This window comes from Streptococcus symci (assembly GCF_006385165.1).
GTDB classification, from domain to species: domain Bacteria; phylum Bacillota; class Bacilli; order Lactobacillales; family Streptococcaceae; genus Streptococcus; species Streptococcus symci.
Genome location: NZ_VFJA01000004.1, coordinates 1 through 24,940, shown reverse-complemented (window position 1 = coordinate 24,940; position 24,940 = coordinate 1). Strand labels below are relative to the sequence as shown.

23 protein-coding genes and 1 tRNA gene are annotated in these 24,940 nt (G+C 39.3%); 22 read left to right on the top strand and 2 right to left on the bottom strand.

Going from position 1 to position 24,940, the window contains the following annotated elements; genetic code table 11:
* Positions 1–59: 59 nt before the first annotated feature.
* From FJN11_RS08335 to FJN11_RS08230, 20 genes are all read left to right on the top strand, one after another.
* Positions 60–455 carry a helix-hairpin-helix domain-containing protein gene (locus tag FJN11_RS08335; RefSeq protein WP_042900374.1) on the top strand — a complete coding sequence of 132 codons (396 nt, stop codon included), beginning with the start codon at positions 60–62 and terminating at the stop codon, positions 453–455.
* Positions 456–737: 282 nt separating this feature from the next.
* The gene (locus tag FJN11_RS08325; protein WP_140224439.1) at positions 738–1,325 is read left to right on the top strand and encodes a flavin reductase family protein; all 588 of its coding nucleotides are present in this window, start codon (positions 738–740) and stop codon (positions 1,323–1,325) included.
* The gene (locus FJN11_RS08320; RefSeq protein ID WP_140224438.1) at positions 1,303–1,899 is read left to right on the top strand and encodes a GNAT family N-acetyltransferase; all 597 of its coding nucleotides are present in this window, start codon (positions 1,303–1,305) and stop codon (positions 1,897–1,899) included. The genes FJN11_RS08325 and FJN11_RS08320 overlap by 23 nt, the downstream gene beginning before the upstream one ends.
* Before the next feature lie 11 nt (positions 1,900–1,910).
* A complete protein-coding gene (locus FJN11_RS08315; protein WP_140224437.1) occupies positions 1,911–4,928 on the top strand; it encodes a DEAD/DEAH box helicase in 3,018 nt (1,005 codons plus the stop codon).
* 13 nt (positions 4,929–4,941) lie between these two features.
* Positions 4,942–7,593 carry a valine--tRNA ligase gene (locus FJN11_RS08310; protein WP_140224436.1) on the top strand — a complete coding sequence of 884 codons (2,652 nt, stop codon included), beginning with the start codon at positions 4,942–4,944 and terminating at the stop codon, positions 7,591–7,593.
* 14 nt (positions 7,594–7,607) lie between these two features.
* Complete coding sequence (locus tag FJN11_RS08305; RefSeq protein WP_140224435.1) at positions 7,608–8,939, top strand: AAA family ATPase; 1,332 nt, start codon at positions 7,608–7,610, stop codon at positions 8,937–8,939.
* A complete protein-coding gene (locus FJN11_RS08300) occupies positions 8,911–9,432 on the top strand; it encodes a hypothetical protein (RefSeq protein ID WP_140224434.1) in 522 nt (173 codons plus the stop codon). Before FJN11_RS08305 ends, FJN11_RS08300 begins: the two co-directional genes overlap by 29 nt.
* Positions 9,433–9,551: 119 nt before the next feature.
* Positions 9,552–10,772, top strand: coding sequence for a DNA cytosine methyltransferase (locus tag FJN11_RS08295; RefSeq protein WP_140224433.1), 1,221 nt, complete (start codon positions 9,552–9,554; stop codon positions 10,770–10,772).
* A gap of 71 nt (positions 10,773–10,843) precedes the next feature.
* Entirely contained in the window at positions 10,844–12,421 is a 1,578-nt protein-coding gene (locus FJN11_RS10735) for a hypothetical protein (RefSeq protein WP_181146407.1), read from the top strand.
* 130 nt (positions 12,422–12,551) lie between these two features.
* The gene (gene rpoE / locus FJN11_RS08285; protein ID WP_000418409.1) at positions 12,552–13,139 is read left to right on the top strand and encodes a DNA-directed RNA polymerase subunit delta; all 588 of its coding nucleotides are present in this window, start codon (positions 12,552–12,554) and stop codon (positions 13,137–13,139) included.
* A gap of 236 nt (positions 13,140–13,375) precedes the next feature.
* On the top strand, positions 13,376–14,983 hold the full coding sequence (locus tag FJN11_RS08280) for a CTP synthase (RefSeq protein ID WP_140224432.1): 1,608 nt from the start codon (positions 13,376–13,378) through the stop codon (positions 14,981–14,983).
* A 119-nt stretch (positions 14,984–15,102) separates the two neighbouring features.
* Positions 15,103–16,176, top strand: a complete 1,074-nt coding sequence (locus FJN11_RS08275) for an N-acetylmuramoyl-L-alanine amidase family protein (RefSeq protein WP_181146406.1) — start codon at positions 15,103–15,105, stop codon at positions 16,174–16,176.
* Positions 16,177–16,380: 204 nt separating this feature from the next.
* The gene (locus tag FJN11_RS08265) at positions 16,381–16,680 is read left to right on the top strand and encodes a DUF4651 domain-containing protein (protein WP_140224431.1); all 300 of its coding nucleotides are present in this window, start codon (positions 16,381–16,383) and stop codon (positions 16,678–16,680) included.
* On the top strand, positions 16,677–16,994 hold the full coding sequence (locus tag FJN11_RS08260) for a thioredoxin family protein (RefSeq protein WP_000615777.1): 318 nt from the start codon (positions 16,677–16,679) through the stop codon (positions 16,992–16,994). The genes FJN11_RS08265 and FJN11_RS08260 overlap by 4 nt, the downstream gene beginning before the upstream one ends.
* A 15-nt stretch (positions 16,995–17,009) precedes the next feature.
* Entirely contained in the window at positions 17,010–17,636 is a 627-nt protein-coding gene (gene ytpR, locus FJN11_RS08255; protein WP_140224430.1) for a YtpR family tRNA-binding protein, read from the top strand.
* Positions 17,637–17,677: 41 nt separating this feature from the next.
* Entirely contained in the window at positions 17,678–18,439 is a 762-nt protein-coding gene (locus tag FJN11_RS08250) for an SDR family NAD(P)-dependent oxidoreductase (RefSeq protein WP_140224429.1), read from the top strand.
* Between the two features lie 76 nt (positions 18,440–18,515).
* Positions 18,516–18,911, top strand: a complete 396-nt coding sequence (locus tag FJN11_RS08245; protein ID WP_070479688.1) for a single-stranded DNA-binding protein — start codon at positions 18,516–18,518, stop codon at positions 18,909–18,911.
* 155 nt (positions 18,912–19,066) lie between these two features.
* Positions 19,067–19,351: a co-chaperone GroES gene (gene groES / locus FJN11_RS08240; RefSeq protein ID WP_000917323.1), complete on the top strand. Its 285-nt coding sequence runs from the start codon at positions 19,067–19,069 to the stop codon at positions 19,349–19,351.
* Between the two features lie 15 nt (positions 19,352–19,366).
* On the top strand, positions 19,367–20,989 hold the full coding sequence (gene groL, locus FJN11_RS08235) for a chaperonin GroEL (protein ID WP_140224428.1): 1,623 nt from the start codon (positions 19,367–19,369) through the stop codon (positions 20,987–20,989).
* A 137-nt stretch (positions 20,990–21,126) separates the two neighbouring features.
* The gene (locus FJN11_RS08230) at positions 21,127–21,894 is read left to right on the top strand and encodes an epoxyqueuosine reductase QueH (RefSeq protein WP_000567567.1); all 768 of its coding nucleotides are present in this window, start codon (positions 21,127–21,129) and stop codon (positions 21,892–21,894) included.
* Positions 21,895–21,963: 69 nt separating this feature from the next.
* On the opposite strand, the gene ntdP is transcribed toward FJN11_RS08230, so the two are convergent.
* Together ntdP and recX are read right to left on the bottom strand one after the other, a co-directional pair.
* Positions 21,964–22,497: a nucleoside tri-diphosphate phosphatase gene (gene ntdP / locus FJN11_RS08225; protein WP_000775316.1), complete on the bottom strand. Its 534-nt coding sequence runs from the start codon at positions 22,495–22,497 to the stop codon at positions 21,964–21,966.
* An 88-nt stretch (positions 22,498–22,585) separates the two neighbouring features.
* Complete coding sequence (gene recX / locus FJN11_RS08220) at positions 22,586–23,362, bottom strand: recombination regulator RecX (RefSeq protein ID WP_042750243.1); 777 nt, start codon at positions 23,360–23,362, stop codon at positions 22,586–22,588.
* Positions 23,363–23,399: 37 nt separating this feature from the next.
* On the opposite strand from recX, the gene rlmD reads away from it, so the two are divergent.
* Both rlmD and FJN11_RS08210 read left to right on the top strand, forming a co-directional pair.
* Positions 23,400–24,755 (top strand): 23S rRNA (uracil(1939)-C(5))-methyltransferase RlmD, encoded by a 1,356-nt coding sequence (gene rlmD / locus FJN11_RS08215; RefSeq protein WP_042750245.1) that lies wholly within the window; start codon positions 23,400–23,402, stop codon positions 24,753–24,755.
* A gap of 62 nt (positions 24,756–24,817) precedes the next feature.
* Positions 24,818–24,889 (top strand) — tRNA-Glu (locus FJN11_RS08210).
* Positions 24,890–24,940 lie beyond the last annotated feature (51 nt).

Here is a 24,940-nt window from a genome sequence, read left to right as displayed (position 1 = left end):
TAGAATATTTATATTAAATCCTTGTCAGAGCAGGGGTTTTTTATTGAAAGGATTTTATCATGTCAAAGAAACTCAATCGTAAAAAACAATTACGAAATAGCCTCCGTCGCGCAGGTGCCTTTTCAAGTACTGTGACGAAGGTTGTAGAAGAGACAAAGAAAGTCGTGAAACGTGCAGAGCAGTCAGCAAGCCAAGCTAGTAAGGCTGTTTCTAAAAAAGTTGAACAAGCAGTAGAAGCTACCAAAGAGCAAGCTCAAAAAGTAGCCAATTCTGTAGAAGATTTTGCAGCAAACTTGGGTGGACTTCCACTTGACCGTGCCAAAACTTTCTATGATGAAGGTATCAAGTCTGCTTCAGATTTTAAAAACTGGACTGAAAAAGAACTCCTTGCCTTGAAAGGAATTGGCCCAGCTACCATCAAGAAATTGAAGGAAAATGGCATCAAGTTCAAGTAATCTTTCTTGTGCCTTGCATTTCCGAGAAAAACTTGCTACAATAGAGCCATTAGAGGTGTTTTGAATCCCGCATTTTACAGAAAGTGGCGGCGCTGAGAAGTCCACAAATGTGTCAAAACTAGTTGCTAATGGATGAAAAATTGAAATAATATTGTCTTTTTGTTTTAAAGACGAGAGTTGCGGGCTCTGCCCGAAATTGGGTGGTACCGCGGATAAACACATTCGTCCCTGTCATGTAGATGGCAGGGCTTTTCTTTTGTATCTTGGTCAAAGGAGGTTGTCATGAAGCAATCTTTTAACACAAGTAAACTCTATTATGGTTTTCCTATCTTCATTTTGGGGTATCAGGATCAGAATTTTGGACACAATATTACGACCTGTAGCTCCTCTTATAGCCTGGGAGATTGGCTGGTCATCGGTGTTGGCGCTGAGGAAAATGCGGCTGACCAGATTAAATACTATCAGAAGTTCACCGTAAATATTCCTGATGAAAATCTCATGCTCGATATGGAGCAGGCTGGTTTTATCAGTCATCGGGAGAAACTGAAACACCTGGGGCTAGACTACGAGATTTCTGAATGGACTCAGTCTCCGATTTTAGAGGCCTGTCCAGTCGTTTTGGATTGTCAGGTAGATCGGATTATCGAGGAAGATGGAATCTGTCATATCTTTGCCAAGATTATCGAGAGACTTGTTGACCCAGAACTTTTGGATGAGAAAGGGCATTTTAAAAATGACCGTTTTTCACCGACTTACTTTATGGGGGACGGTCACCAGCGCGTTTATCGCTATTTAGATAACCGTGTTGACCCTATGGGGAGCTTCATAAAGAAAGCGAGGAAGAAAGATGACAAGAGCAACATTACCTGAACGAATCGAAACGGAGCGACTTATCCTACGAGTCCGCACAGTGGCGGATGCTGAGGATATCTTTGACTATGCTAGTCGTCCGGAAGTCTCTTACCCAGCAGGTTTTCCACCTGTCAAGACCTTGGAAGATGAGATTTATTATCTGGAGCATATCCTTCCTGAACGTAATAAAAAGGACAATCTCCCAGCTGGCTACGGAATTGTCGTCAAAGGAACCGATAAAGTCATCGGCTCTGTTGATTTCAACCATCGGCACGAAGACGATGTACTGGAGATTGGCTACACCTTGCACCCAGACTATTGGGGGCGAGGCTATGTACCAGAAGCAGCGCTTGCCTTGATTGACTTAGCCTTTAAAGAACTTGGTCTTCATAAGATTGAGCTGACTTGCTTTGGTTACAATCTCCAAAGTCAACGAGTCGCAGAAAAACTTGGATTTACCCTCGAAGCTCGTATCCGAGACCGTAAAGATGTTCAAGGAAACCGCTGTGACAGTCTGATATATGGCTTGCTGAGGAGTGAGTGGGGGAGTTTTTTTACGAGTAAGATATATTCTTGTTTTTATATTCTTTAAGAGGAGACATGATGAGAAGTAGTCATAATCAAATATTAGATGCTTGGATTACAGTAGAACAATTATCAGAAGGGAATATTGAAAAAAGTGATTCTAAGTATAAAATTTTTCAAGGGGATGATTATCAATCAATATTAAAAGATTTTTTAAAACGTCAAAAATTAAAATCTAGTTCAGGGATTGCTGTTTATTGTGGAATTTTCCCTTTTCGAAAAATTATTGAAGTGTTAAGAGGCAAATACAATTTAAAGGAGACGGAGGAAGAATTGGGAAGAGCTTCTTATAAATTTACTTTTGCTCTATACTTTGATAAAGATTTGAAGTTCTTAGCTGATAAGTTTTTTTTAACTATGAGTGGGCAAATTTTCAAAAATAGGGAATTGCCTAAAGATTTCTTAATAGCAGAAAATGAGCTTCGAGAACAGTTAGGTCAGGCCTTTCTTGATGGAGAGTTCAATGAAGTTTTTAGTAAACTTCTCAAAAAGTATGAGATTTCACCAAGTGATTGCAGATATTATTTTGTTAAGAATTTTGCTGACGAAATAAATTTACATTCATTTTTTCTAAAGGATTTGAAATATGCAAAATCAATTTATAATGAAAATCTCAATCGTTATTTATCAGGATTCGATTCTGTAAGGGTCAATCTGGACAGCAATAAAGAATCATCCTATTTTAATCCCAAAGATTTAGAAACAATACTTGAACCAAAAAATTATCCATTAGGAAGATTTCCTAGTAACCCTATATATCCTCTTTCTATGATGCAACAAGTAGCTGTAAATCTAGCTTCAAATGCGGATGAGGAGGTAGGAAGTGTCAATGGTCCTCCGGGGACTGGTAAAACGACACTTTTAAAAGACATTTTTGCAGATTTGGTAACGGAACAAGCTAGAATTATTAGTGAATTATCGGCTCCTAAGCTTAAAGGGAATCTAGTTTGTCATGACAAACTAGATCTTATTGCAAAATTACCAAAAGAAATTGCAGAAAAAGGAATCGTAGTTGCAAGTTCTAACAATGGTGCTGTTAAAAATATTGTTAATGAATTACCCCAAAGAAAAGAAATCTATCAGAAATCAAATTGGTTAGATGAATTAAAGAAAATTAATTATTTTGCTGAAATCAGTAATGATTTATTGTTAGAAGATGAAGATGTTTCTAACGACAAAAAACATTGGGGATTATTTTCGATAGAAGGTGGAAAAAAACAGAATAGAGACCGTCTGCAAAATGTTTTAAAAGCAATACGACAAGAGTTGAATTCGGATAAATTTCAATCGAATCCATCAGTATACGAAGAGTTTAAAATTCAATATCAGAAGCTGTTTGATAAAAGAGAAAAGATGCAAGAGATAGCAGATAAGATTCGATTGCATGTAAAATTGAAAAATGATTACCAGCAGTTTGAAGTAGAGTTTCATCAGGATGATGCTCAAAGACGTTCAGAACTATCTAAAATACGGGATAAATATACTCAATTAGAAAATAGTAAAAAGAAAATAGAAACTGAGCTGTCTGAACGCGAGCATCTTATTTCTATGTTAAATGTTAACAAACAGATAGCAGCACAAGATGTCGAGTTGATAAAATTACAAGCTCCACGTTTCTTATGGTTAAAAAGACTTTTCACACCATCGAAATTAGATACTTATTTTACGAGATTGAATCAAGCGAATGAAAGTCTAAAAGCAGAACTGGAGAAAGTACATGATGAAAGTCAATATTGCCACGGTTTGCAAAAAGAGATAAAAATGCATGAACTTGAATTAAATCAATTGAGTCAAAGGCAACAGAGGTATAATGAATGGAAATCTAAACAAGAAGATAAATTAATTCGTCATCAGGAAAAAATTTTGAAATTACAATCGGAACTTGCTACATGTACAGTTAATAAGTTGAATTTTTCCGTTCCGTATGAAGAGCTGCAAGTATCAAATTTTTGGTTTGATGATGCCTATCGAGAAGAGCAGAGTCGTTTGTTTATTAAAGCACTTGCAGTTAGAAAACAATTTATATATGACAATAAAAATCATTTTGAAAAAGCGTTATGGATTTGGGAGAGACCTCAAAACTATTCAATGAGAGATAATGCTAGTGATTTATATAAAACTGCATGGGATTGGATTAATTTCACTGTTCCAGTTATTAGTACAACTTTTGCAAGCTTTAATTCCATGTTTTGGTGTTTGCCTGAAAATAGTATTGGTAATGTATTCATTGATGAAGCTGGTCAGGCATTACCTCAAGCAAGTGTGGGGGCTATTTTTAGAAGTAAGCATATTATGGCTGTTGGAGATCCTTCTCAAATACAACCAGTACAGACTATGGATAAAAATATTTTAGGATTTTTAGCACAGCACCACAAGATAGACTCTAAATATCTTGTATCATCAACGCAAGAATTGATGGATTCTGCTAGTAGATATGGTTTTAAAAAACAAGATGGGACATGGATAGGACTTCCTCTCTGGGTTCATCGTCGTTCTAGTGATCCGATGTTCAGTATTTCCAATAAAATTTCTTATGATAACTTAATGGTTCAAGGAAAGGAAGAAACTCGAGGTCTGGGAGAATGGTTTGACGTTGGTGGAGGTGCTAAGGATAAATTTGTTCCTGAGCAAGCTGATTATTTGAAAGAAGAGTTGCAGAAAAGACATGAGGAATTTGATGATATTTATGTCATTACTCCTTTTAAAAATGTATCGGTTCAACTAGCAAAAGAACTAGATAAAATCGGTTTTACAAAGCGGGAAAACGGAAAACCTATAAATGTAGGGACGGTACATACTTTCCAAGGAAAAGAAAATAAGATTGTATATTTTGTGCTTGGAGCAGATAATATGAGTGAGGGGGCTGCTCGCTGGGCTGTCTCTGAACCCAATATTTTAAACGTTGCAGCGACTAGAGCTAAAGAAGAGTTTTATATTATTGGGAATAAATCTCTTTACAAAGCCACACAGAGCCCTATTATAAGAGATACTATTGATATTTTAGATGCTTATCAAAGTAGCTTAGAAATTAACTAGAAAGGACAAATACATGTCTAAAGAACTTTCACCTAAATACAATCCAGCCGAGGTTGAGGCTGGTCGTTACCAAAAATGGCTTGACGAAGATGTTTTCAAGCCTTCAGGCGATAAAAAGGCTAAGCCCTACTCTATCGTCATTCCACCACCAAACGTAACTGGGAAACTCCACCTTGGTCACGCTTGGGATACAACTTTGCAGGATATCATCATCCGTCAAAAACGCATGCAAGGTTTTGATACGCTTTGGCTTCCAGGGATGGACCACGCTGGGATTGCCACTCAAGCTAAGGTTGAGGAGCGCTTGCGTGGTGAGGGCATTAGTCGTTATGACCTCGGTCGTGAAAAATTCCTTGAGAAAGTCTGGGAATGGAAAGACGAATATGCCACTACTATCAAGGAACAATGGGGCAAGATGGGTCTCTCTGTAGACTATTCTCGCGAACGTTTCACTCTTGATGAAGGCTTGTCAAAAGCCGTTCGTAAGGTCTTTGTGGACCTTTACAAGAAAGGTTGGATCTACCGTGGTGAGTTTATTATCAACTGGGACCCAGCAGCTCGTACAGCTCTTTCCGATATCGAGGTTATTCACAAGGATGTCGAAGGTGCATTCTACCACATGAACTACATGCTGGAAGATGGTTCACGCGCCCTTGAAGTGGCAACTACTCGTCCTGAGACCATGTTTGGGGACGTAGCCGTTGCGGTCAATCCAGAAGACCCACGCTACAAGGACTTGATTGGTAAAAACGTCGTCCTTCCTATCGCCAATAAATTGATCCCAATCGTTGGGGATGAGCATGCAGATCCTGAGTTTGGTACGGGTGTCGTGAAAATTACGCCTGCCCACGATCCAAACGACTTCTTGGTTGGTCAACGCCACAACTTGCCACAAGTCAATGTTATGAACGACGACGGAACCATGAATGACTTGGCCTTCGAATTTGCAGGCATGGACCGTTTTGAAGCTCGTAAAGCAGTCGTTGCTAAGTTGGAGGAAATCGGTGCCCTCGTTAAAATCGAAAAACGTGTCCACAGTGTTGGTCACTCAGAGCGTACAGGTGTAGTGGTTGAACCACGCTTATCTACGCAATGGTTCGTCAAGATGGACCAATTGGCTAAGAACGCTATTGCTAACCAAGATACAGATGATAAGGTAGAATTCTACCCACCTCGTTTCAACGATACCTTCCTCCAATGGATGGAAAATGTCCACGACTGGGTTATCTCTCGTCAGCTCTGGTGGGGTCACCAAATCCCTGCTTGGTACAATGCTGAGGGTGAAATGTATGTCGGCGAAGAAGCGCCAGAAGGTGACGGATGGACACAGGACGAAGATGTCTTGGATACGTGGTTCAGTTCGGCCCTTTGGCCATTCTCAACCATGGGTTGGCCTGATGTTGACTCAGAAGACTTCAAACGTTACTTCCCAACTTCAACCCTAGTAACAGGTTACGACATCATCTTCTTCTGGGTGTCTCGTATGATCTTCCAATCCTTGGAATTCACAGGTCGTCAGCCATTCCAAAACGTCCTTATCCACGGTCTTATTCGTGACGAGCAAGGACGCAAGATGTCGAAATCTCTTGGTAACGGGATTGACCCAATGGATGTCATTGAGAAATACGGTGCCGATGCCCTTCGTTGGTTCCTTTCAAACGGTTCTGCACCAGGGCAAGACGTGCGCTTCTCTTACGAGAAAATGGATGCTTCATGGAACTTCATCAACAAGATCTGGAACATCTCTCGCTACATCCTCATGAACAATGAAGGTTTGACCCTTGAGCAAGCAACTGCTAATGTCGAAAAAGTTGTTAACAAGGAAGCTGGCAACGTTACAGACCGCTGGATTCTCCACAACCTCAATGAAACTATCGGAAAAGCAACTGCCAACTTTGATAAGTTTGAGTTTGGTGTCGCTGGACATATCCTCTACAATTTCATCTGGGATGAGTTTGCGGACTGGTACGTTGAGTTGACTAAGGAAGTCCTTTACAGCGATAATGAAGAAGAGAAAGTCATCACACGCTCTGTTCTCCTTTATACTTTGGACAAGATCCTTCGTCTCCTTCACCCAATCATGCCATTCGTGACAGAGGAAATCTTTGGACAAATCTCAGAAGGCTCTATCGTGACAGCAGAATACCCAACTGTCAATCCAGCCTTTGAAGATCTTGCTGCTCACACAGGTGTAGAAAGCCTCAAAGACTTGATCCGTGCCGTTCGTAATGCGCGTGCGGAAGTAAACGTGGCGCCAAGCAAACCTATCACCATCCTTGTTAAGACAAGCGATAGCGACTTGGAAGCCTTCTTTAACAGCAATGTCAACTACATCAAACGCTTCACAAATCCAGAACACTTGGAAATCGCCTCAACCATCCCTGCACCTGAACTCGCTATGTCAAGCGTCATCACAGGAGCAGAAATCTACTTGCCACTCGCAGACCTCCTTAATGTCGAAGAAGAACTCGCTCGTCTCGACAAGGAACTAGCTAAATGGCAAAAAGAACTGGATATGGTCAGCAAGAAACTCTCTAACGAACGCTTCGTAGCTAATGCCAAACCAGAAGTCGTCCAGAAAGAACGCGACAAACAAGCCGACTACCAAGCCAAATACGACGCGACCGTAGCACGTATTGATGAGATGAAGAAGTTGGTGAAATAAAGGAGGAAATTAAGATGGAAATTAATCATCTAGGTCCTATAAAAAAGGTAGATATTGAGTTATCAGATGGAATGATTTTTATTGGTCCCAATAATTGTGGAAAGACCTATTTAACTTATAGTTTATATGCTATTTTGAACGTAATAAATGATGTTAGATGTAATTTTATAACAGATGAAGTAACTCAGGAATTAATTGATAATGGAACAGTAACATTAGATTTATCCTTGCTAAAAAATAAATTAGCAAATAGTGTACTTAATAATATACATAACATAAATAAAGATGTTTTACCTGAATATTTTAATATTCCATCGAGCAGTTTTAAAGATACAACTGTTAAAATTTCAAGTAAAGAAATATTAGATATTATTGACTTAATTTATTTTAAAGATAAAGAGAAAGTAAGCGAAGCCCCTCTTCCTATACAAAAACATTTATTTTGGGTTACGTCCGAAATTTCAAGTGATGAAAAAAATGTAAAATTTAATATTAGTTTTGATTTTATAGAGTCTGAAATTAATAGTTCCCAAATTGATATTGGAAATTTAAAAGATATATTAAATTATTTCACTATTCGAAGATTATTATTCAAAATTAATAATATTCTTTATATACCTGCCGAAAGAAATGGATTAAATGTCTTTAGGAAGGAATTGCTAGCATCTCGTTCTTCTATTTTTGATGGGGGTTCAATAAATAAAAGATCATCAAAATATCCGCGTCCAATTTCTGATTATTTAAACTATTTAAATATGATTGATATTAATAGCTTTTTTGATAATTCTGATTTGGATTTATATAATTTTCTTTCTGAAAATATTATAAAAGGTAAATTCGAAAAAGTGAATGATGATATTTTCTTCCGCCAATTCTATAGAAAAGATAAACGTGGATTAAAATATATTAGAAACAACATTCCTTTCCAAGTAGCATCATCATCTGCAAAATCTTTATATGGGTTAGACATATATTTTGAGCATTTAGTGTCAAATGGAGATATCTTATTCATTGATGAACCAGAAATGAACTTAGATCCTAGTTCCCAAGCTAATATGGCAACTTTTTTAAATCGTTGTATTGAATTTGGAGTCAAAGTAATCATTTCGACTCATTCGTATAATTTAGTTCGAGAATTTGTTAATATTTCATTGAAAGAAGTCCCAGGTAGAATTAATCTATTTGAATATGATGATACAAAAGAAACATTTTGTAAAAAAGACGTACAAAAAATTGAGTCACTTCCTATTTTCGATAGAATTCAAGAGAAGTTAATAGATGATTACTATGATATTATTGAACAGATGGAGGATGACAATGACGCTTTCTCAGAAACTATTGGATAATATAAATAGTCTATATGTTTCTCAAAATACTGAAAGAGAAATTATATTAACAGAGACAAATAAGAATTACTCAGTTACAATCCGTATTAGCGGAGATAGTGATGTTATATTAATAAAAAATATTGAAGATTTAAAACAAAAAGATTTACCATACACTTTTGGGCATTTTATGCCTAAAGATTGCGATTATATATTGATACGAGAAAAGAAAAAAGAAATATTTTTTATAGAGTTGAAATCAGAGAAGTCAAAAAAATTTAAATGGGAAAAAAACGATATAATGGCTCAATTATGTGCAGGAGAAGAATGGGCTAGACATTTAATTTTTTGTTCCAATCCTGATTTTTATCAATTTGAAGAGTATAGAAAGTATTTTGTCGCAATAAACAAAAAGGATCTAAAGAAATGTTTAATTGAATTAACGGAAGAAAGAAATGGAAGAAAGTTCACATTTTGGAATGGCCGTTCTTTTAATTTATCGGAATTTAAGTAAAATTTCTATAAATAAATTTTGTGGGATGTACAGTATTTATGATATTATAGCTTAGGAAATTGAAACACTTTTGTGTAAACTAAGCTAAAAAGTCAATATTTTAGAAAGCAGGTTACTACATGACAAATTCTGTAAGTTCGAACCGACCTGAGAAGTACAACATTGCGGCTTTCTTCTCAGGTGTTGGGGGAATTGAGTTGGGATTTGAACAAACCAACGAGTTCAGAGTGGTGTATGCCAATGAATTTGATAAGTATGCGCGTCAGACTTATCAGTTAAACCATCCAGATACCTATTTGGATGGTCGTGATATTCACGCTGTTCAGCCAGGGGACATCCCGACTGAGCGCGTGGATGTGATTATGGGAGGTTTCCCTTGTCAGGCCTTTAGTATTGCGGGTTATCGCAAGGGCTTTGATGACGATCGTGGCGATCTTTTCTTTGAATTGATTCGCATGATTGAGGGCTGCAGACCTCGTGCTATTTTTATTGAAAACGTCAAAAACATGGTCGGTCATGACCATGGCAATACCTTCAAGGTTATTCGTGAAGCCTTGACTGAGAACAACTACTTCATCAAGTGGAAGATTCTCAATGGGAAAGACTATGGAAATATCCCTCAAAACCGTGAGCGTATTTACATTGTTGGCTTTGATACCAAGGAAGCCTATGACTTGTTTGAGTTCCCCGAGGAAATCAAGCTGACTACGAGTCTTCAGGATGTGATTAACTTTGGTGATAAGCTAGACGAGGTCTACTACTACCGTGAAGGCAAGCAGAATTTCTACGACCAGTTAAAATTTGAAGTGACAAGTCAAGATACAGTCTACCAGTGGCGCCGTCAATATGTCCGTGAAAATAAAAATGGTGTTGTTCCTACCCTAACAGCAAATATGGGAACAGGTGGACATAACGTTCCATTGATTTTGACAGACAGTGGTGAGATTCGTAAGTTGACACCGAAAGAAACCTTTAACGTTCAAGGATACCCTAAATCCTTTAAAATCCCAGAAGGAGTTTCTAACGGTCAGCTATACAAGCAGGCTGGAAACAGTGTGGTTGTGCCCGTGATTAAACGTATCGCGGAGAATGTTGCCAAGGCTTTAAATGAAAGTCAGGGGCAATTTCAGCTTGAACGCTCAGGAAAAATTGCCATTATCTACACCAAGATGAATGGACAATTTGAAGGACAATCATATGTTAAGGACTTTGTAGATAGCTATGACCAGGCTCTTGAAAAAATCAAGTCTTATGATGATGGTCTAGCCCTTCTATCAGATGAAGATTATTTAAAATTGGTAAAAAAACGAGGAAATCTCGAATTTTACAGTATTAATTAACGAATATATAAGAGGGTTAGTGAAAAACTAATCTTCTTTTGATATACTGAGAATAGAAATGAGGGGTGCTTATGTGGGAACATCTAAAGTCTGAACAAAAAGACAAATACAAAACCTTAATTACCAACTTCGCTAGCTTGAGCCAAGCTTTCTCTCAAAAGGCAGAATCAGAAGATGAGGGACAAACAGAGAATTATGTTGCTCCTATTGTCAACTCCAAATTTCAGGAGACTGTTTTTCAAAAAGCATTTAATGCCGTTGGGGAAGATATCGCCAATACCTCCTATGATGCCTCTGTCGTTGTGGATGAAAAACATAAATACCTAGTGGGTATCAAGTCTTTTGGAATTAATTCTGGAGACCAAAAAATCGCTCAGTTTAAGAAGGATTCTCAAGATTGGACGGACTTGTTGGGTGATATTAAATTCCATGCAGATATCTCAGTAGATAAAGAAACAGCAGACAAGAAAAATTATCAACGATATGAAGAGTTAGCACGAAAGATTGCGACTTTGAGAAATCAGAGAATCGAATCTTCTAAGGCACAAATCAAGGGATTTAGTTCGGACTCGGTCAATGTTGAAGCTGTATATCACGTTCTGATGCCGACACCGAAGGGAGAAAATCCTAAGATTTTTGTCGGTGAAACATCTTATTTGCCAGTTGATATGGATAATCTGATCATTGAAGGATCAACTACCAAAAACAATCCAACCAATTTTCGATTTACGGATGGACAACACCACTACAAATACACGGCAGCTGATAGCCAACTCCACATGACTTTTAATAATAGAGACATTATTGTAGATACTTGGGACGTCCATTATATCGAAGATCCTTTTTTGCTCTTTGAAAACCTTCATTTACTGATAGCTGAAAAGGATAAAACCGATGTCTTAGAAACAGTATCTTGGGTTATTACAGATAAACATGGAAATGTAGAAGAAAACTCTGGTTTCAATGCCTTTAACGGCGGTTCAAAATTAGCCAAAAAAGATCGCTTGCCACGGATTTTAAAGATTCGGGATAAATTCAAAGACAGTCTGGCTCCAGAAGAACTAGCTTTTATGACTTTCTCACTAGAGGAAATTCTCTTGAAAAAATGGACTAGCAAGGAAGAAAAAGCTCAGATGAAGGCGATTCGTGAGGATTTGATAAACTTTGTACACGAGACTGGTAATGAAAGACTCATTAAAGAAATTGAACAGCTGGTTTATCGTCCAGTTAGTGAAGTTTACATTCCTCTGCCAGACTCCAAGAACTTCCATGACGAAAGGCCCGACTTCTTTGGTCCTGGATTTGGGACTTTTGAACCTGGAACTAAAAAATTAGCTCTATCTAAGGAAGAAAGAACTTTTAAACTACGCTTTTTATCTTCTGGTGATGTTATTAATGCCTATATAAATCAAGAAGCTGGGAAGGCTATTCAGTCTACCGATAAGCAAGAAATTCTCGGGAATTGGATTTTACGTGGTGTTTTCCAGTTGAAAGAGCGAGAAGTCTTGACAGGTCAACGACTCAATGAACTGGAAATCAACGGCATTCGTTTGACTAAGTTTAAAAATGGGGAAATCGGTATTGAATTTATCTGGATTGATACTGAAAACCCACCAAGCGACACCATCGGCTGGGTAGCAAAGAAATAAAAGTCCTGTCACTTTCTCCCCCTTAACCTTTGACTATTCCACAAAATTATCGTAAAATAAAGAGTAAATGATAAAATGAGGTCAGAGTCTGTTTACTCTGGCGATAGTAGTATAAATGAGGAGAAACGCTTTGGAATTAGAAGTATTTGCTGGGCAAGAAAAAAGTGAACTATCTATGATTGAGGTAGCGCGTGCTATCTTGGAACTTCGTGGTCGCGATCATGAGATGCATTTTAGCGATCTTGTAAACGAAATTCAAAACTACCTTGGAACATCAAACAGCGATATCCGTGAAGCCTTGCCTTTGTTCTACACAGAGTTGAACTTTGACGGTAGCTTCATCTCACTTGGAGACAACAAATGGGGTCTTCGTTCATGGTATGGTGTGGACGAAATCGACGAAGAAATCATTGCTCTTGAAGAAAATGACGACGATGAAGTAGCACCAAAAGCTAAGAAAAAACGCGTCAATGCCTTCATGGATGGCGATTCAGATGCTATTGACTACAATGCAGATGATCCAGAAGATGAAGATGCATACGAAGCTGATCCAGCACTTTCATACGATGATGAAAATCCAGATGATGAGAAAAATGAAGTGGAAGCTTACGATGCAGAAATCAACGAAATCGCCCCAGATGACTTGGGTGAAGACGTGGATCTCAACGAAGAAGACGACGAGTTTTCAGATGATGATACTGAAAACATCGAGGAGTAAAAGTTAGCTATTGACAATTATCCTATTTTTAGGTATCATATTGTTCGGGCACCTCTTTTAGAGGTCGGGGCTCCCTAGTTCTTAGGGAGCTATTTTTGTTTTTTCAAGAAGTTATCTTCTTGTATTTTAGTTGTGAATCTGGTGCAGTCGTTCCAGATTATTCTTATTAGTAGGGTCTTGTTTTCTATGTCCCCTCGTAGTCAGCAAGGCCTTGAGCATTTTAGAAAGAGGAATCTATGTCTACGAAATATATTTTTGTAACTGGTGGTGTGGTATCGTCTATTGGGAAAGGGATTGTAGCAGCGAGTCTGGGCCGTCTCTTGAAAAATCGTGGTCTCAAAGTAACCATTCAAAAGTTTGACCCTTATATCAATATTGATCCGGGAACTATGAGTCCTTACCAGCACGGGGAAGTTTTTGTGACAGATGATGGAGCTGAGACAGATTTGGACTTGGGTCACTATGAACGTTTCATCGATATCAATCTTAACAAATATTCCAACGTGACAACTGGTAAAATTTACAGTGAAGTTCTTCGTAAGGAACGCCGTGGAGAATACCTTGGGGCAACTGTTCAGGTTATTCCTCATATCACAGATGCTTTGAAAGAGAAAATCAAGCGTGCCGCTCTAACGACCGACTCTGATGTCATTATCACAGAAGTTGGTGGAACAGTAGGAGATATTGAGTCCTTGCCATTCCTAGAGGCCCTTCGTCAGATGAAGGCAGATGTGGGTGCGGATAATGTTATGTACATCCATACAACCTTACTTCCTTACCTCAAGGCTGCTGGTGAAATGAAAACCAAACCAACTCAACACTCTGTCAAAGAATTGCGTGGATTGGGAATTCAACCAAATATGTTGGTTATTCGTACAGAACAACCAGCTGGTCAAGGAATTAAAAACAAACTGGCCCAGTTCTGTGATGTAGCACCAGAAGCTGTTATCGAATCGTTGGACGTTGAACACCTTTACCAAATTCCATTGAACTTGCAGGCGCAAGGTATGGACCAAATTGTCTGTGACCATTTGAAATTAGACGCACCAGTAGCGGATATGACAGAATGGTCAGCTATGGTGGACAAGGTCATGAATCTCAAGAAACAAGTTAAAATTTCCCTTGTCGGTAAGTATGTGGAGTTGCAAGATGCCTACATCTCAGTGGTTGAAGCCTTGAAACACTCTGGTTATGCCAACGACGCGGAAGTTAAAATCAATTGGATAAATGCCAATGATGTGACAGCAGAGAATGTGGCAGAGCTTTTGTTTGATGCTGACGGCATCATCGTACCAGGAGGTTTTGGCCAACGTGGCACAGAAGGGAAAATTCAAGCCATCCGCTATGCGCGTGAGAATGATGTTCCTATGTTGGGTGTCTGCTTGGGAATGCAGTTGACTTGTATCGAGTTTGCTCGTCACGTTTTGGGTCTTGAAGGTGCCAATTCTGCAGAACTTGCACCAGAAACAAAATACCCTATCATTGATATCATGCGTGATCAGATTGACGTTGAGGATATGGGGGGAACCCTTCGCTTGGGACTTTACCCATCTAAGTTGAAACGTGGCTCTAAGGCAGCAGCTGCTTACCACAATCAAGAAGTGGTGCAACGCCGTCACCGTCACCGCTATGAGTTTAACAACGCCTTCCGTGAGCAGTTTGAGGCAGCAGGCTTTGTCTTCTCAGGAGTTTCTCCAGATAATCGTTTGGTCGAAATCGTGGAAATTCCAGAAAATAAATTCTTTGTAGCTTGTCAGTATCACCCTGAACTGTCAAGTCGTCCAAACCGCCCAGAAGAACTCTACACAGCCTTTGTCACTGCAGCAGTTGAGAACAGCAATTAGCTAGATTATAACCTTTGAGAACAATCTCAGAGGTTTTTTGCTTGCATATTTAGGATATGAGTTGCAAAATAAAAACATAGTGATATAATTAACATAATAACAACTAAGGAGGAACTACAATGAAAAAAATCACATTATTTGGTTTGTCTCTAGCTGGTCTAGCTTTACTGGCTTTTCCACATTCAGGGCAGGCATTTGAGCTTAAAGAAGAATGGGTTGTTAAGTGTGGAGTACAGTACCAAGATGGCAAGATTCTTCGGTTTAACAATGGTCATGAAGTGGATATCAAAGTCTTGGATTTGCCAAAAACCGAGAAAATCGAGTGGACGGTTAGTCTCGATGGTCAAGATCAAACTGTCAATTTCCTAGGTCAAGAAAAGGACAAGTCTATGATGGGCGTAGAGGGGCGTTACCTGAATTTCTACGTTCCATATGGCTATAGAGGAGATATCAAGGTAGAAGCCAAGAGCGGAAATGAAGTAAAGACCTGGTCAACGAAAGTTGTGGATGATATTCATAATGATAGTGGAAAGAGAGGCTACTACCGTATTGAAGAATCAAATAATCAATACACTTACCTCGATGCTAAATGGGACTATCAAACCAAGACCTACACTGCTACCTTACCAGAGACTGTCAATGGTCAAAAAGTATATGCTTGGGTAGACTATGACAATAGTGAGTTGAAACTTGAAAAACTAAAATCTATCAGTCACAAATATGATGGAGGATCTTTCAAAGAACTTTATCCGATTGTAAAAGCAGAAAGCTGGCTAAAATCAAACCAAAACTGGTACTATCAACAACAAGGTCAATTAGTGCAGAAGGATTGGGTTTATGACAAGGGAACTTGGTACTTTATGAATGATAAAGGAGTCATGTTCAATCAAACTTGGCTTTATCAAGGTAGCAACTGGTATGCCTTTAAATCATCAGGAGCCATGATTGCGAGTGACTGGCTTTACGATCAAGGCAAGTGGTACTATTTATCAAATTCAGGAGCCATGAAAGCAAGCACTTGGGTTTATGACAAGGGAGAATGGTATTATGTAAGTTCTTCTGGTGCCATGATTGCGAATGATTGGGTCAAAGACAATGGTAAGTGGTATTATCTGGCTTCATCAGGTAAGATGCTTCGCAATACCTACACACCTGATGGTTACTACGTTGGCAACTCAGGTGCCTGGCAATAAGAATAATACTCTTCGAAGATCTCTTCAAACCACGTCAGCTTTATCCACAACCTCAAAGCAGTGCTTTGAGCAACCTGCGGCTAGCTTCCTAGTTTGCTCTTTGATTTTCATTGAGTATAAGAAGTCCTTTTCCTTAAAGGAAGAGGCTTTTTACTTGCTTTTCTGCTGCTTCCTCATTTGTCCTAAAGCCTTTTTTGTGTTAAAATGAATGGTATGAAAGCTAAAAAAATGTGGATGGCAGGTCTGGCTCTGCTTGGTATTGGGAGCCTTGCCCTTGCTACGAAAAAAGTTGCAGATGATCGTAAGCTCATGAAGACTCAGGAAGAGTTGACAGCGATTGTGCGAGACCATTTTTCAGATATGGGGGAAATTGCGACTCTCTATGTTCAAGTTTATGAAAGTAGTCTAGAACGACTAGTCGGTGGTGTCATTTTTGAGGATGGCCGTCATTATACCTTTATCTATGAAAATGAAGACCTAGTCTATGAGGAGGAAGTCTTATGATACAGCCAGCAAGTTTAGAAGAATTGGCATCTTTAGTTGAAAAGGATGGCAAGAAAGTCTTTCTTTTTGTGGCGGACTGGTGTGGCGATTGTCGTTATATCTATCCTGCCTTGCCAGAAATTGAGGAGACCAATCCAGAGTTCACCTTTATTCGAGTGGACCGAGACCAGTATATGGATTTGGCTAAACTCTGGGATGTTTACGGAATCCCTAGCCTTGTTGTTCTAGAAAAGGACAAGGAAATCGGTCGTTTTGTCAATCGCGACCGTAAAAGCAAGCAACAAATTAACGACTTTTTAGCAGGACTGAAGTAGGAGAAAAAGGAAACAATGATTTTTACATATAATAAAGAACATGTCGGTGATGTCCTTATGGTCATCGTGAAAAATAGCGGAGATGCCAAACTAGATGTGGAGCGCAAAGGCAAGGTAGCTCGTGTTTTCCTCAAAGATAATGGGGAAACAGTGGCATGGAATATTTTCGAAGTTTCAAGTTTGTTTGAAATTGCAGAGCGCGGTCAAGTCTTTTTATCAGATGAGCAAGTAGCTCGTTTGAACCAAGAATTGCAGGCGGAAGGTTTTAAAGAAGAAATTGTTAATGATAAGGAACCTAAGTTTGTTGTTGGTGAAATTGTCGAGATGGTAGCCCATCCAGATAGTGACCACCTCAATATCTGTCAAGTAGCAGTCGCAAGTGACAAGACAGTGCAAATCGTTGCAGGGGCTCCTAATGCGCGTGTTGGATTGAAAACCATTGTAGCTCTTCCAGGAGCTATGATGCCCAAAGGCAATCTTATTTTCCCAGGTGAACTTCGTGGTGAAAAGAGTTTTGGCATGATGTGTAGCCCTCGTGAATTGCATCTGCCAAATGCTCCGCAAAAACGAGGTATTATTGAATTATCAGAAGACCAAGTTGTTGGAACTCCATTTGATCCAGCTAAACATTGGACTGCCTAAGAAGTTGTTAATATCTGATAGACCAGATAGAAGGAAATAAGATGGCAAAAAATGTTGTGATTACAGGGGCGACATCAGGAATCGGTGAAGCGATTGCGCGTGCTTATCTGGAGCAGGGTGAGAATGTCGTTCTAACCGGACGACGGACAGACAGGTTAGAAGCTCTTAAGTCGGAGTTTGCAGAAGCCTTCCCAAATCAAACTGTCTGGATCTTTCCACTAGATGTGACGAATATGACCATGGTGAAGACTGTTTGCTCCAATATTCTAGAAACGATAGGGAAGATTGACATCTTGGTTAATAACGCCGGTCTGGCTCTAGGTTTAGCACCTTATCAGGACTATGAAGAGCTGGATATGTTGACCATGCTGGATACAAATGTCAAAGGTTTGATGGCAGTCACTCGCTGTTTCTTGCCAGCAATGGTAAAGGCCAATCAAGGACATATCATCAACATGGGGTCAACCGCAGGAATCTACGCCTATGCTGGTGCCGCTGTTTATTCAGCTACCAAGGCAGCGGTTAAGACCTTTTCAGATGGTCTGCGAATTGATACCATCGCAACGGATATCAAGGTGACCACCATTCAGCCTGGAATTGTCGAAACAGATTTTTCGATGGTACGTTTTCACGGTGATAAAGAACGAGCTGCGTCCGTTTACCAAGGAATCGAAGCCTTGCAGGCACAAGATATCGCTGATACAGTTATCTATGTGACCAATCAACCTCGCCGTGTGCAGATTACAGATATGACCATTATGGCAAATCAACAGGCAACAGGTTTCATGGTTCATAAAAAATAAAAAATTTTCTCGAAAAGTTACAAATTTCTGTAACTTTTTTTGATTTCCTACGAATAGATAAGTAGGAGGAAAAAATATGTATAATAAAGTTATCTTAATCGGACGTTTAACGTCTACACCAGAATTGCACAAAACCAACAATGACAAGTCAGTAGCGCGAGCAACTATCGCTGTGAACCGTCGTTACAAAGACCAAAATGGGGAGCGTGAAGCTGACTTTGTCAATATGGTTCTTTGGGGCAGACTAGCAGAAAGCTTGGCCAGCTACGCAACTAAAGGTAGTCTTATCTCTGTGGATGGAGAACTTCGTACCCGTCGTTTTGAGAAAAATAGTCAAATGAACTACGTGACCGAAGTACTTGTCACAGGATTCCAACTCTTGGAAAGTCGCGCCCAACGTGCCATGCGTGAAAATAATGCAGGCCAAGATTTGGCGGATTTGGTCTTGGAAGAGGAAGAATTGCCATTTTAAACATTAAAAAGTCTGAGTTGGTCTCAGGCTTTTTATCTTGAGAAAGTCAGACTTTTTTCTTGACTATTTTTGACCAAGTGATACAATAGAACTATGAATTAGCACTCGAATACAAAGAGTGCTAATGATATCTATCTCATTATGGAGGAAAGCAGATGTTGAAACCATTAGGAGACCGTGTGGTCTTAAAAATCGAAGAAAAAGAACAAACTGTTGGTGGCTTTGTCCTTGCAGGCTCAGCCCAAGAAAAAACCAAAACAGCCCAAGTTGTGGCTACTGGACAAGGTGTTCGTACCTTGAACGGTGACTTGGTTGCTCCAAGTGTTAAAGCTGGAGATCGTGTCTTAGTTGAAGCCCATGCAGGTCTTGATGTTAAAGATGGCGATGAAAAGTACATCATCGTTGGCGAAGCTAACATCTTGGCAATCATTGAAGAATAGAAGGAGAAAGTAAGTATGTCAAAAGAAATTAAATTTTCATCAGATGCCCGTTCAGCTATGGTTCGTGGTGTCGATATCCTTGCAGACACTGTTAAAGTAACCTTGGGACCAAAAGGTCGTAATGTCGTTCTTGAAAAATCATTTGGTTCACCCTTGATTACCAATGATGGTGTGACCATTGCCAAAGAAATCGAATTGGAAGACCATTTTGAAAATATGGGTGCCAAATTGGTATCAGAAGTAGCTTCAAAAACCAATGATATCGCAGGTGACGGGACTACAACTGCAACTGTTTTGACCCAAGCGATAGTCCGCGAAGGAATCAAAAACGTCACAGCAGGCGCAAATCCAATCGGCATTCGTCGCGGTATTGAAACAGCAGTTGCTGCAGCAGTAGAAGCCTTGAAAAACAACGCTATCCCTGTTGCCAACAAAGAAGCCATCGCTCAGGTTGCTGCTGTCTCTTCTCGTTCTGAAAAAGTCGGTGAGTACATCTCTGAAGCCATGGAAAAGGTTGGAAAAGATGGTGTCATCACTATCGAAGAGTCACGTGGTATGGAAACAGAACTGGAAGTTGTTGAAGGAATGCAGTTCGACCGTGGTTACCTTTCACAGTACATGGTGACAGATAGCGAAAAAATGGTGGCTGACCTTGAAAATCCATACATTTTGATTACTGATAAGAAGATCTCAAATATCCAAGAAATCTTGCCGCTCCTAGAAAGTATTCTCCAAAGCAGTCGTCCACTCTTGATTATTGCGGATGATGTGGATGGTGAAGCATTGCCTACACTTGTTTTGAATAAGATTCGTGGGACCTTCAACGTGGTAGCAGTCAAGGCACCTGGTTTTGGTGACCGTCGTAAAGCAATGCTTGAAGATATCGCCATCTTAACAGGTGGAACAGTTATCACAGAAGATCTAGGTCTTGAGTTGAAAGATGCGACAATTGAAGCACTTGGTCAAGCAGTGAGAGTAACTGTGGACAAAGATAGCACTGTTATCGTAGAAGGTGCTGGAAATCCTGAAGCGATTTCTCACCGTGTTGCGGTTATCAAGTCTCAAATCGAAACTACAACATCTGAATTTGATCGTGAAAAATTGCAAGAACGCTTGGCCAAATTGTCAGGTGGTGTAGCGGTTATTAAGGTAGGAGCTGCAACTGAGACTGAGTTGAAAGAAATGAAACTCCGCATTGAAGATGCCCTCAACGCTACTCGTGCAGCCGTGGAAGAAGGAATTGTTGCTGGTGGTGGAACAGCCCTTGTAAATGTTATCCCTGCCGTAGCTGATTTGGAATTGACAGGAGATGAAGCAACAGGACGCAATATTGTTCTCCGTGCTTTGGAAGAACCTGTTCGTCAGATCGCCCACAATGCAGGATTTGAAGGCTCTATCGTTATCGATCGTTTGAAAAATGCCGAGCTTGGTACAGGCTTCAATGCAGCAACTGGCGAATGGGTCAACATGATTGAAGAGGGAATCATCGACCCAGTTAAAGTGAGTCGTTCAGCTTTACAAAATGCAGCATCTGTAGCCAGCTTGATTTTGACTACAGAAGCAGTCGTAGCCAATAAACCAGAACCAGTGGCCCCAGCTCCAACAATGGATCCAAGCATGATGGGCGGCATGATGTAAGCTTTCTATAGAAAACAACTTATAAAAAACACAAAAGGAGGGAATGACTAACCCTCCTTTTTATGATATTCACTTCTAAATTGATTTGAGCTCTCCTAACTTATATGATAAAATAAGACTAGAAAAAGGAGAAGAACATGATCGATGTAGAAGAAATTCTGAGCAAGATGAACCCCAATCAGAAAATTAATTATGACCGTGTTATGCAGAAGATGGTACAAGTATGGGAGAAAAATGAGCAACGGCCAACCATTCTCATGCATGTTTGCTGTGCCCCTTGCAGTACCTATACCCTCGAATATTTGACCAAGTATGCAGATGTGACTATCTATTTTGCCAATTCTAATATCCATCCCAAGGCAGAATACCATAAGCGTGCCTATGTGACTAAAAAGTTTGTCAGTGATTTCAATGAGCGGACAGGAAATACGGTCCAGTATCTAGAAGCTCCCTACGAACCAAATGAATATCGTAAGTTAGTCAGAGGACTGGAAGAAGAGCCAGAAGGTGGCGACCGTTGCAAGGTTTGCTTTGACTACCGCCTGGATAAGACAGCACAAGTGGCTATGGATTTGGGCTTTGACTACTTTGGCTCAGCCTTGACCATCAGTCCTCATAAGAACTCTCAAACCATTAACAGCATCGGAATCGATGTGCAAAAGATTTATACTACTCACTATCTTCCAAGTGATTTCAAGAAAAATCAAGGATACAAACGTTCAGTAGAGATGTGTGAAGAGTATGACATCTACCGTCAATGTTATTGTGGATGCGTCTATGCAGCTCAGGCGCAGAACATTGACCTGGTTCAGGTTAAGAAGGACGCAACGGCTTTCTTGCTGGATAAGGATGTTGAAAAAGACTATTCCCATATCAAATTTACAGTTACAAAATTAGATATATAGAGACCAATCCAGCTGAAAAGCTGGGTTTTTCAAATAAAAAACCAGGGCTTTCACCCTAGTTTGACAACTTTACCGATTCTTTAGTTCTACATAGCGCTTGTACCAAATGTTTACATAGGCTTCTGAGAAAGGACCTCGTCCATTGTTAATCCAATCAACAAGAATTTTGACATGTTCTTTTAAAATATAGTCCAAGTCATCAGAATAATTCATTTTGCGTTTGTGACGCTCATACTCCTCAACGTCCAAGAGACGTTTTTCCCCATCTGTAAAAATTTTAACATCCAAATCGTAATCAATATACTTCAGTGCTTCTTCATCCAGATAGTAGGGGCTAGCCATATTGCAATAGTAGGAAATTCCATTATCACGAATCATGGCAATGATATTAAACCAATATTTCTTGTGAAAGTAAACAATAGCCGGTTCTCGAGTGACCCAACGACGACCATCACTTTCGGTAACCAGTGTATGATCGTTGACACCAATAATGGCGTTTTCTGTTGTTTTTAGTACCATGGTGTCCCGCCAAGTTCGGTGGAGACTCCCATCATGCTTATAACTTTGAATTGTAATAAAGTCGCCTTCTTTTGGAAGTTTCATAACTAACCAACTTTCTACAATTTATAAGTTTATCGTTTACTATTGTACCATAAAATTACCTAAAATCTGTGAATTTTACATGAAAATATTAAAGATATTCTCTGAGAGCGCTTGCTATATCCGAAAAATCGTAGCCCTTTCGTGTTAAAACTTGGGTTAAACGCTGTTTAAGTTCGTATCCTTCATATTTTCGGGAATACTTGGCATATTGCTTATCGAGTTCCTTGAAGATGAGTTCCTGAGTCGTTTCTTGGTCAACTTGACTATCCAATTCGTCAAAGGCACTTTTAGCATCAGAATAGGAAAAACCCTTGTTGGTCAGATTTTGGATAATCTTATCTTGTAAGGCACGAGCTGGAAGTTTTCCTTCATATTTTTTCAATAGTTTATTAGCTACACGTTGAGCAACTTCCGAAAAATCAAATTCTTTCAAGGTCTCCTCTATAGTAGATTTTGAAATCCCCTTTTGTACTAGTTTCTGAGTCAGTACATAAGGTCCCTTGTCTCCTGAAAGTTGATTAGCATTGATGATAGCATAAGCGTAATGGCCATCATTAATCCAATTATCTTCTTTAAGATTAGCAATGACTTGGGAAGCTATGTCTTCATCAATATCGTATTTTTTCAGATATTCTCTGACCTCTTTTTCAGTACGTGCTTTAAAGGATAGGTGGTAGAGGGCTAGATTCTTACCGTAAGAAAATTTGGCAAAGTCCTGAATCTCTTTCAATTCTTCTTGGCTTATCACCTTATCTCTTGATAACATAAAACGAACAATTGTATCTTCAGTAATGTAGCATTTGTCGCCATTATCAAGCTCCATCAGATAGAGTCTTTTTTTCTTTTCAAGTTTTGTGATTTTCATAGTTCTATTATAACTCAAAATGTGATAAGATAGGGGTATGAATCTGAAAGTGAAACAAAAAATACCATTAAAAATCAAGCGCATGGGAATTAATGGTGAAGGAATCGGTTTTTACCAAAAAACATTAGTTTTTGTACCTGGAGCTTTAAAAGGAGAAGATATCTATTGTCAGATTACTTCTATTAAACGCAACTTTGTTGAAGCAAAATTATTAAAAGTTAACAAGAAGTCTAAATTTCGAGTTGTACCAGCTTGTACTATTTACAATGAATGCGGAGGCTGCCAAATCATGCATCTGCATTATGATAAGCAGCTAGAGTTCAAGACGGACTTACTTCATCAAGCACTGAAAAAATTTGCTCCTGCAGGATATGAAAACTATGAAATCCGTCCAACTATTGGAATGCAGGAACCAAAGTACTACCGTGCCAAGTTACAATTTCAGACTCGAAAATTTAAAAATCAGGTCAAGGCGGGCTTATATGCACAAAACTCTCACTATTTAGTAGAGTTGAAAGACTGCCTGGTACAAGACAAGGAAACCCAAGTGATTGCTAATCGTCTAGCAGAATTACTTACTTATCACCAGATTCCAATCACGGATGAGAGAAAAGTTCTAGGTGTTAGAACTATAATGGTCCGACGAGCAAGAAAGACTAGACAGGTTCAGATTATTATTGTTACAAATCGTCAGCTTAATTTAACCCAACTAGTGAAAGACTTAGTTAAAGATTTTCCAGAAGTTGTGACAGTAGCTGTGAATACAAATACAGCTAAAACCAGTGAAATTTATGGTGAAAAGACAGAGATTATCTGGGGACAAGAGAGTATTCAAGAAGGTGTACTCGATTATGAATTTTCACTATCTCCTCGAGCTTTTTATCAACTAAATCCTGAACAAACAGAAGTTCTTTATAACGAGGCGGTAAAAGCCTTGGATGTTAATAAAGAAGACCATTTGATTGACGCTTATTGTGGAGTTGGAACGATTGGTTTTGCCTTTGCAAAGAAAGTAAAAACACTCAGAGGTATGGATATTATTCCAGAAGCTATTGAAGATGCCAAGCGAAATGCTAAAAGAATGGGATTTGACAATACTCATTATGAAGCTGGAACGGCAGAAGAGATTATTCCTCGCTGGTATAAGGAAGGTTACCGAGCAGATGCTCTGATTGTGGATCCACCACGTACAGGTCTGGATGATAAGTTATTAGATACTATTCTTACCTATGTACCAGAAAAAATGGTCTATATTTCTTGCAATGTTTCGACCTTGGCTCGTGATTTGGTAAGGTTAGTAGAAGTCTATGATATCCATTATATCCAGTCGGTCGATATGTTCCCGCACACCGCTCGAACGGAAGCAGTTGTAAAATTAATTAAAAAAAGATAAAAAAAGTAGTTGACAAAGGAGGAAAAGTCGGTATAATAGTAAGAGTTGAAAATAACAGCTCAGGTCCGTTGGTCAAGGGGTTAAGACACCGCCTTTTCACGGCGGTAACACGGGTTCGAATCCCGTACGGACTATGGTGTATTGTGGTTGAAGCACTTGATGAAAAAAGTTAAAAAAGTTTCAAA

Bases quoted from the DNA above. Each gene is read 5' to 3' on its own strand.
- FJN11_RS10735 (WP_181146407.1), top strand. From the start codon at position 10,844: ATGTGGGAACATCTAAAGTCTGAACAAAAAGACAAATACAAAACCTTA.
- groES (WP_000917323.1), top strand. From the start codon at position 19,067: ATGTTGAAACCATTAGGAGACCGTGTGGTCTTAAAAATCGAAGAAAAA.
- FJN11_RS08260 (WP_000615777.1), top strand. From the start codon at position 16,677: ATGATACAGCCAGCAAGTTTAGAAGAATTGGCATCTTTAGTTGAAAAG.
- ntdP (WP_000775316.1), bottom strand. From the start codon at position 22,497: ATGAAACTTCCAAAAGAAGGCGACTTTATTACAATTCAAAGTTATAAG.
- FJN11_RS08305 (WP_140224435.1), top strand. From the start codon at position 7,608: ATGGAAATTAATCATCTAGGTCCTATAAAAAAGGTAGATATTGAGTTA.
- groL (WP_140224428.1), top strand. From the start codon at position 19,367: ATGTCAAAAGAAATTAAATTTTCATCAGATGCCCGTTCAGCTATGGTT.
- FJN11_RS08275 (WP_181146406.1), top strand. From the start codon at position 15,103: ATGAAAAAAATCACATTATTTGGTTTGTCTCTAGCTGGTCTAGCTTTA.
- FJN11_RS08230 (WP_000567567.1), top strand. From the start codon at position 21,127: ATGATCGATGTAGAAGAAATTCTGAGCAAGATGAACCCCAATCAGAAA.
- FJN11_RS08245 (WP_070479688.1), top strand. From the start codon at position 18,516: ATGTATAATAAAGTTATCTTAATCGGACGTTTAACGTCTACACCAGAA.
- FJN11_RS08300 (WP_140224434.1), top strand. From the start codon at position 8,911: ATGACGCTTTCTCAGAAACTATTGGATAATATAAATAGTCTATATGTT.
- rlmD (WP_042750245.1), top strand. From the start codon at position 23,400: ATGAATCTGAAAGTGAAACAAAAAATACCATTAAAAATCAAGCGCATG.
- FJN11_RS08310 (WP_140224436.1), top strand. From the start codon at position 4,942: ATGTCTAAAGAACTTTCACCTAAATACAATCCAGCCGAGGTTGAGGCT.
- FJN11_RS08315 (WP_140224437.1), top strand. From the start codon at position 1,911: ATGAGAAGTAGTCATAATCAAATATTAGATGCTTGGATTACAGTAGAA.
- ytpR (WP_140224430.1), top strand. From the start codon at position 17,010: ATGATTTTTACATATAATAAAGAACATGTCGGTGATGTCCTTATGGTC.
- recX (WP_042750243.1), bottom strand. From the start codon at position 23,362: ATGAAAATCACAAAACTTGAAAAGAAAAAAAGACTCTATCTGATGGAG.
- FJN11_RS08280 (WP_140224432.1), top strand. From the start codon at position 13,376: ATGTCTACGAAATATATTTTTGTAACTGGTGGTGTGGTATCGTCTATT.
- FJN11_RS08325 (WP_140224439.1), top strand. From the start codon at position 738: ATGAAGCAATCTTTTAACACAAGTAAACTCTATTATGGTTTTCCTATC.
- FJN11_RS08265 (WP_140224431.1), top strand. From the start codon at position 16,381: ATGAATGGTATGAAAGCTAAAAAAATGTGGATGGCAGGTCTGGCTCTG.
- FJN11_RS08250 (WP_140224429.1), top strand. From the start codon at position 17,678: ATGGCAAAAAATGTTGTGATTACAGGGGCGACATCAGGAATCGGTGAA.
- FJN11_RS08295 (WP_140224433.1), top strand. From the start codon at position 9,552: ATGACAAATTCTGTAAGTTCGAACCGACCTGAGAAGTACAACATTGCG.
- FJN11_RS08320 (WP_140224438.1), top strand. From the start codon at position 1,303: ATGACAAGAGCAACATTACCTGAACGAATCGAAACGGAGCGACTTATC.
- FJN11_RS08335 (WP_042900374.1), top strand. From the start codon at position 60: ATGTCAAAGAAACTCAATCGTAAAAAACAATTACGAAATAGCCTCCGT.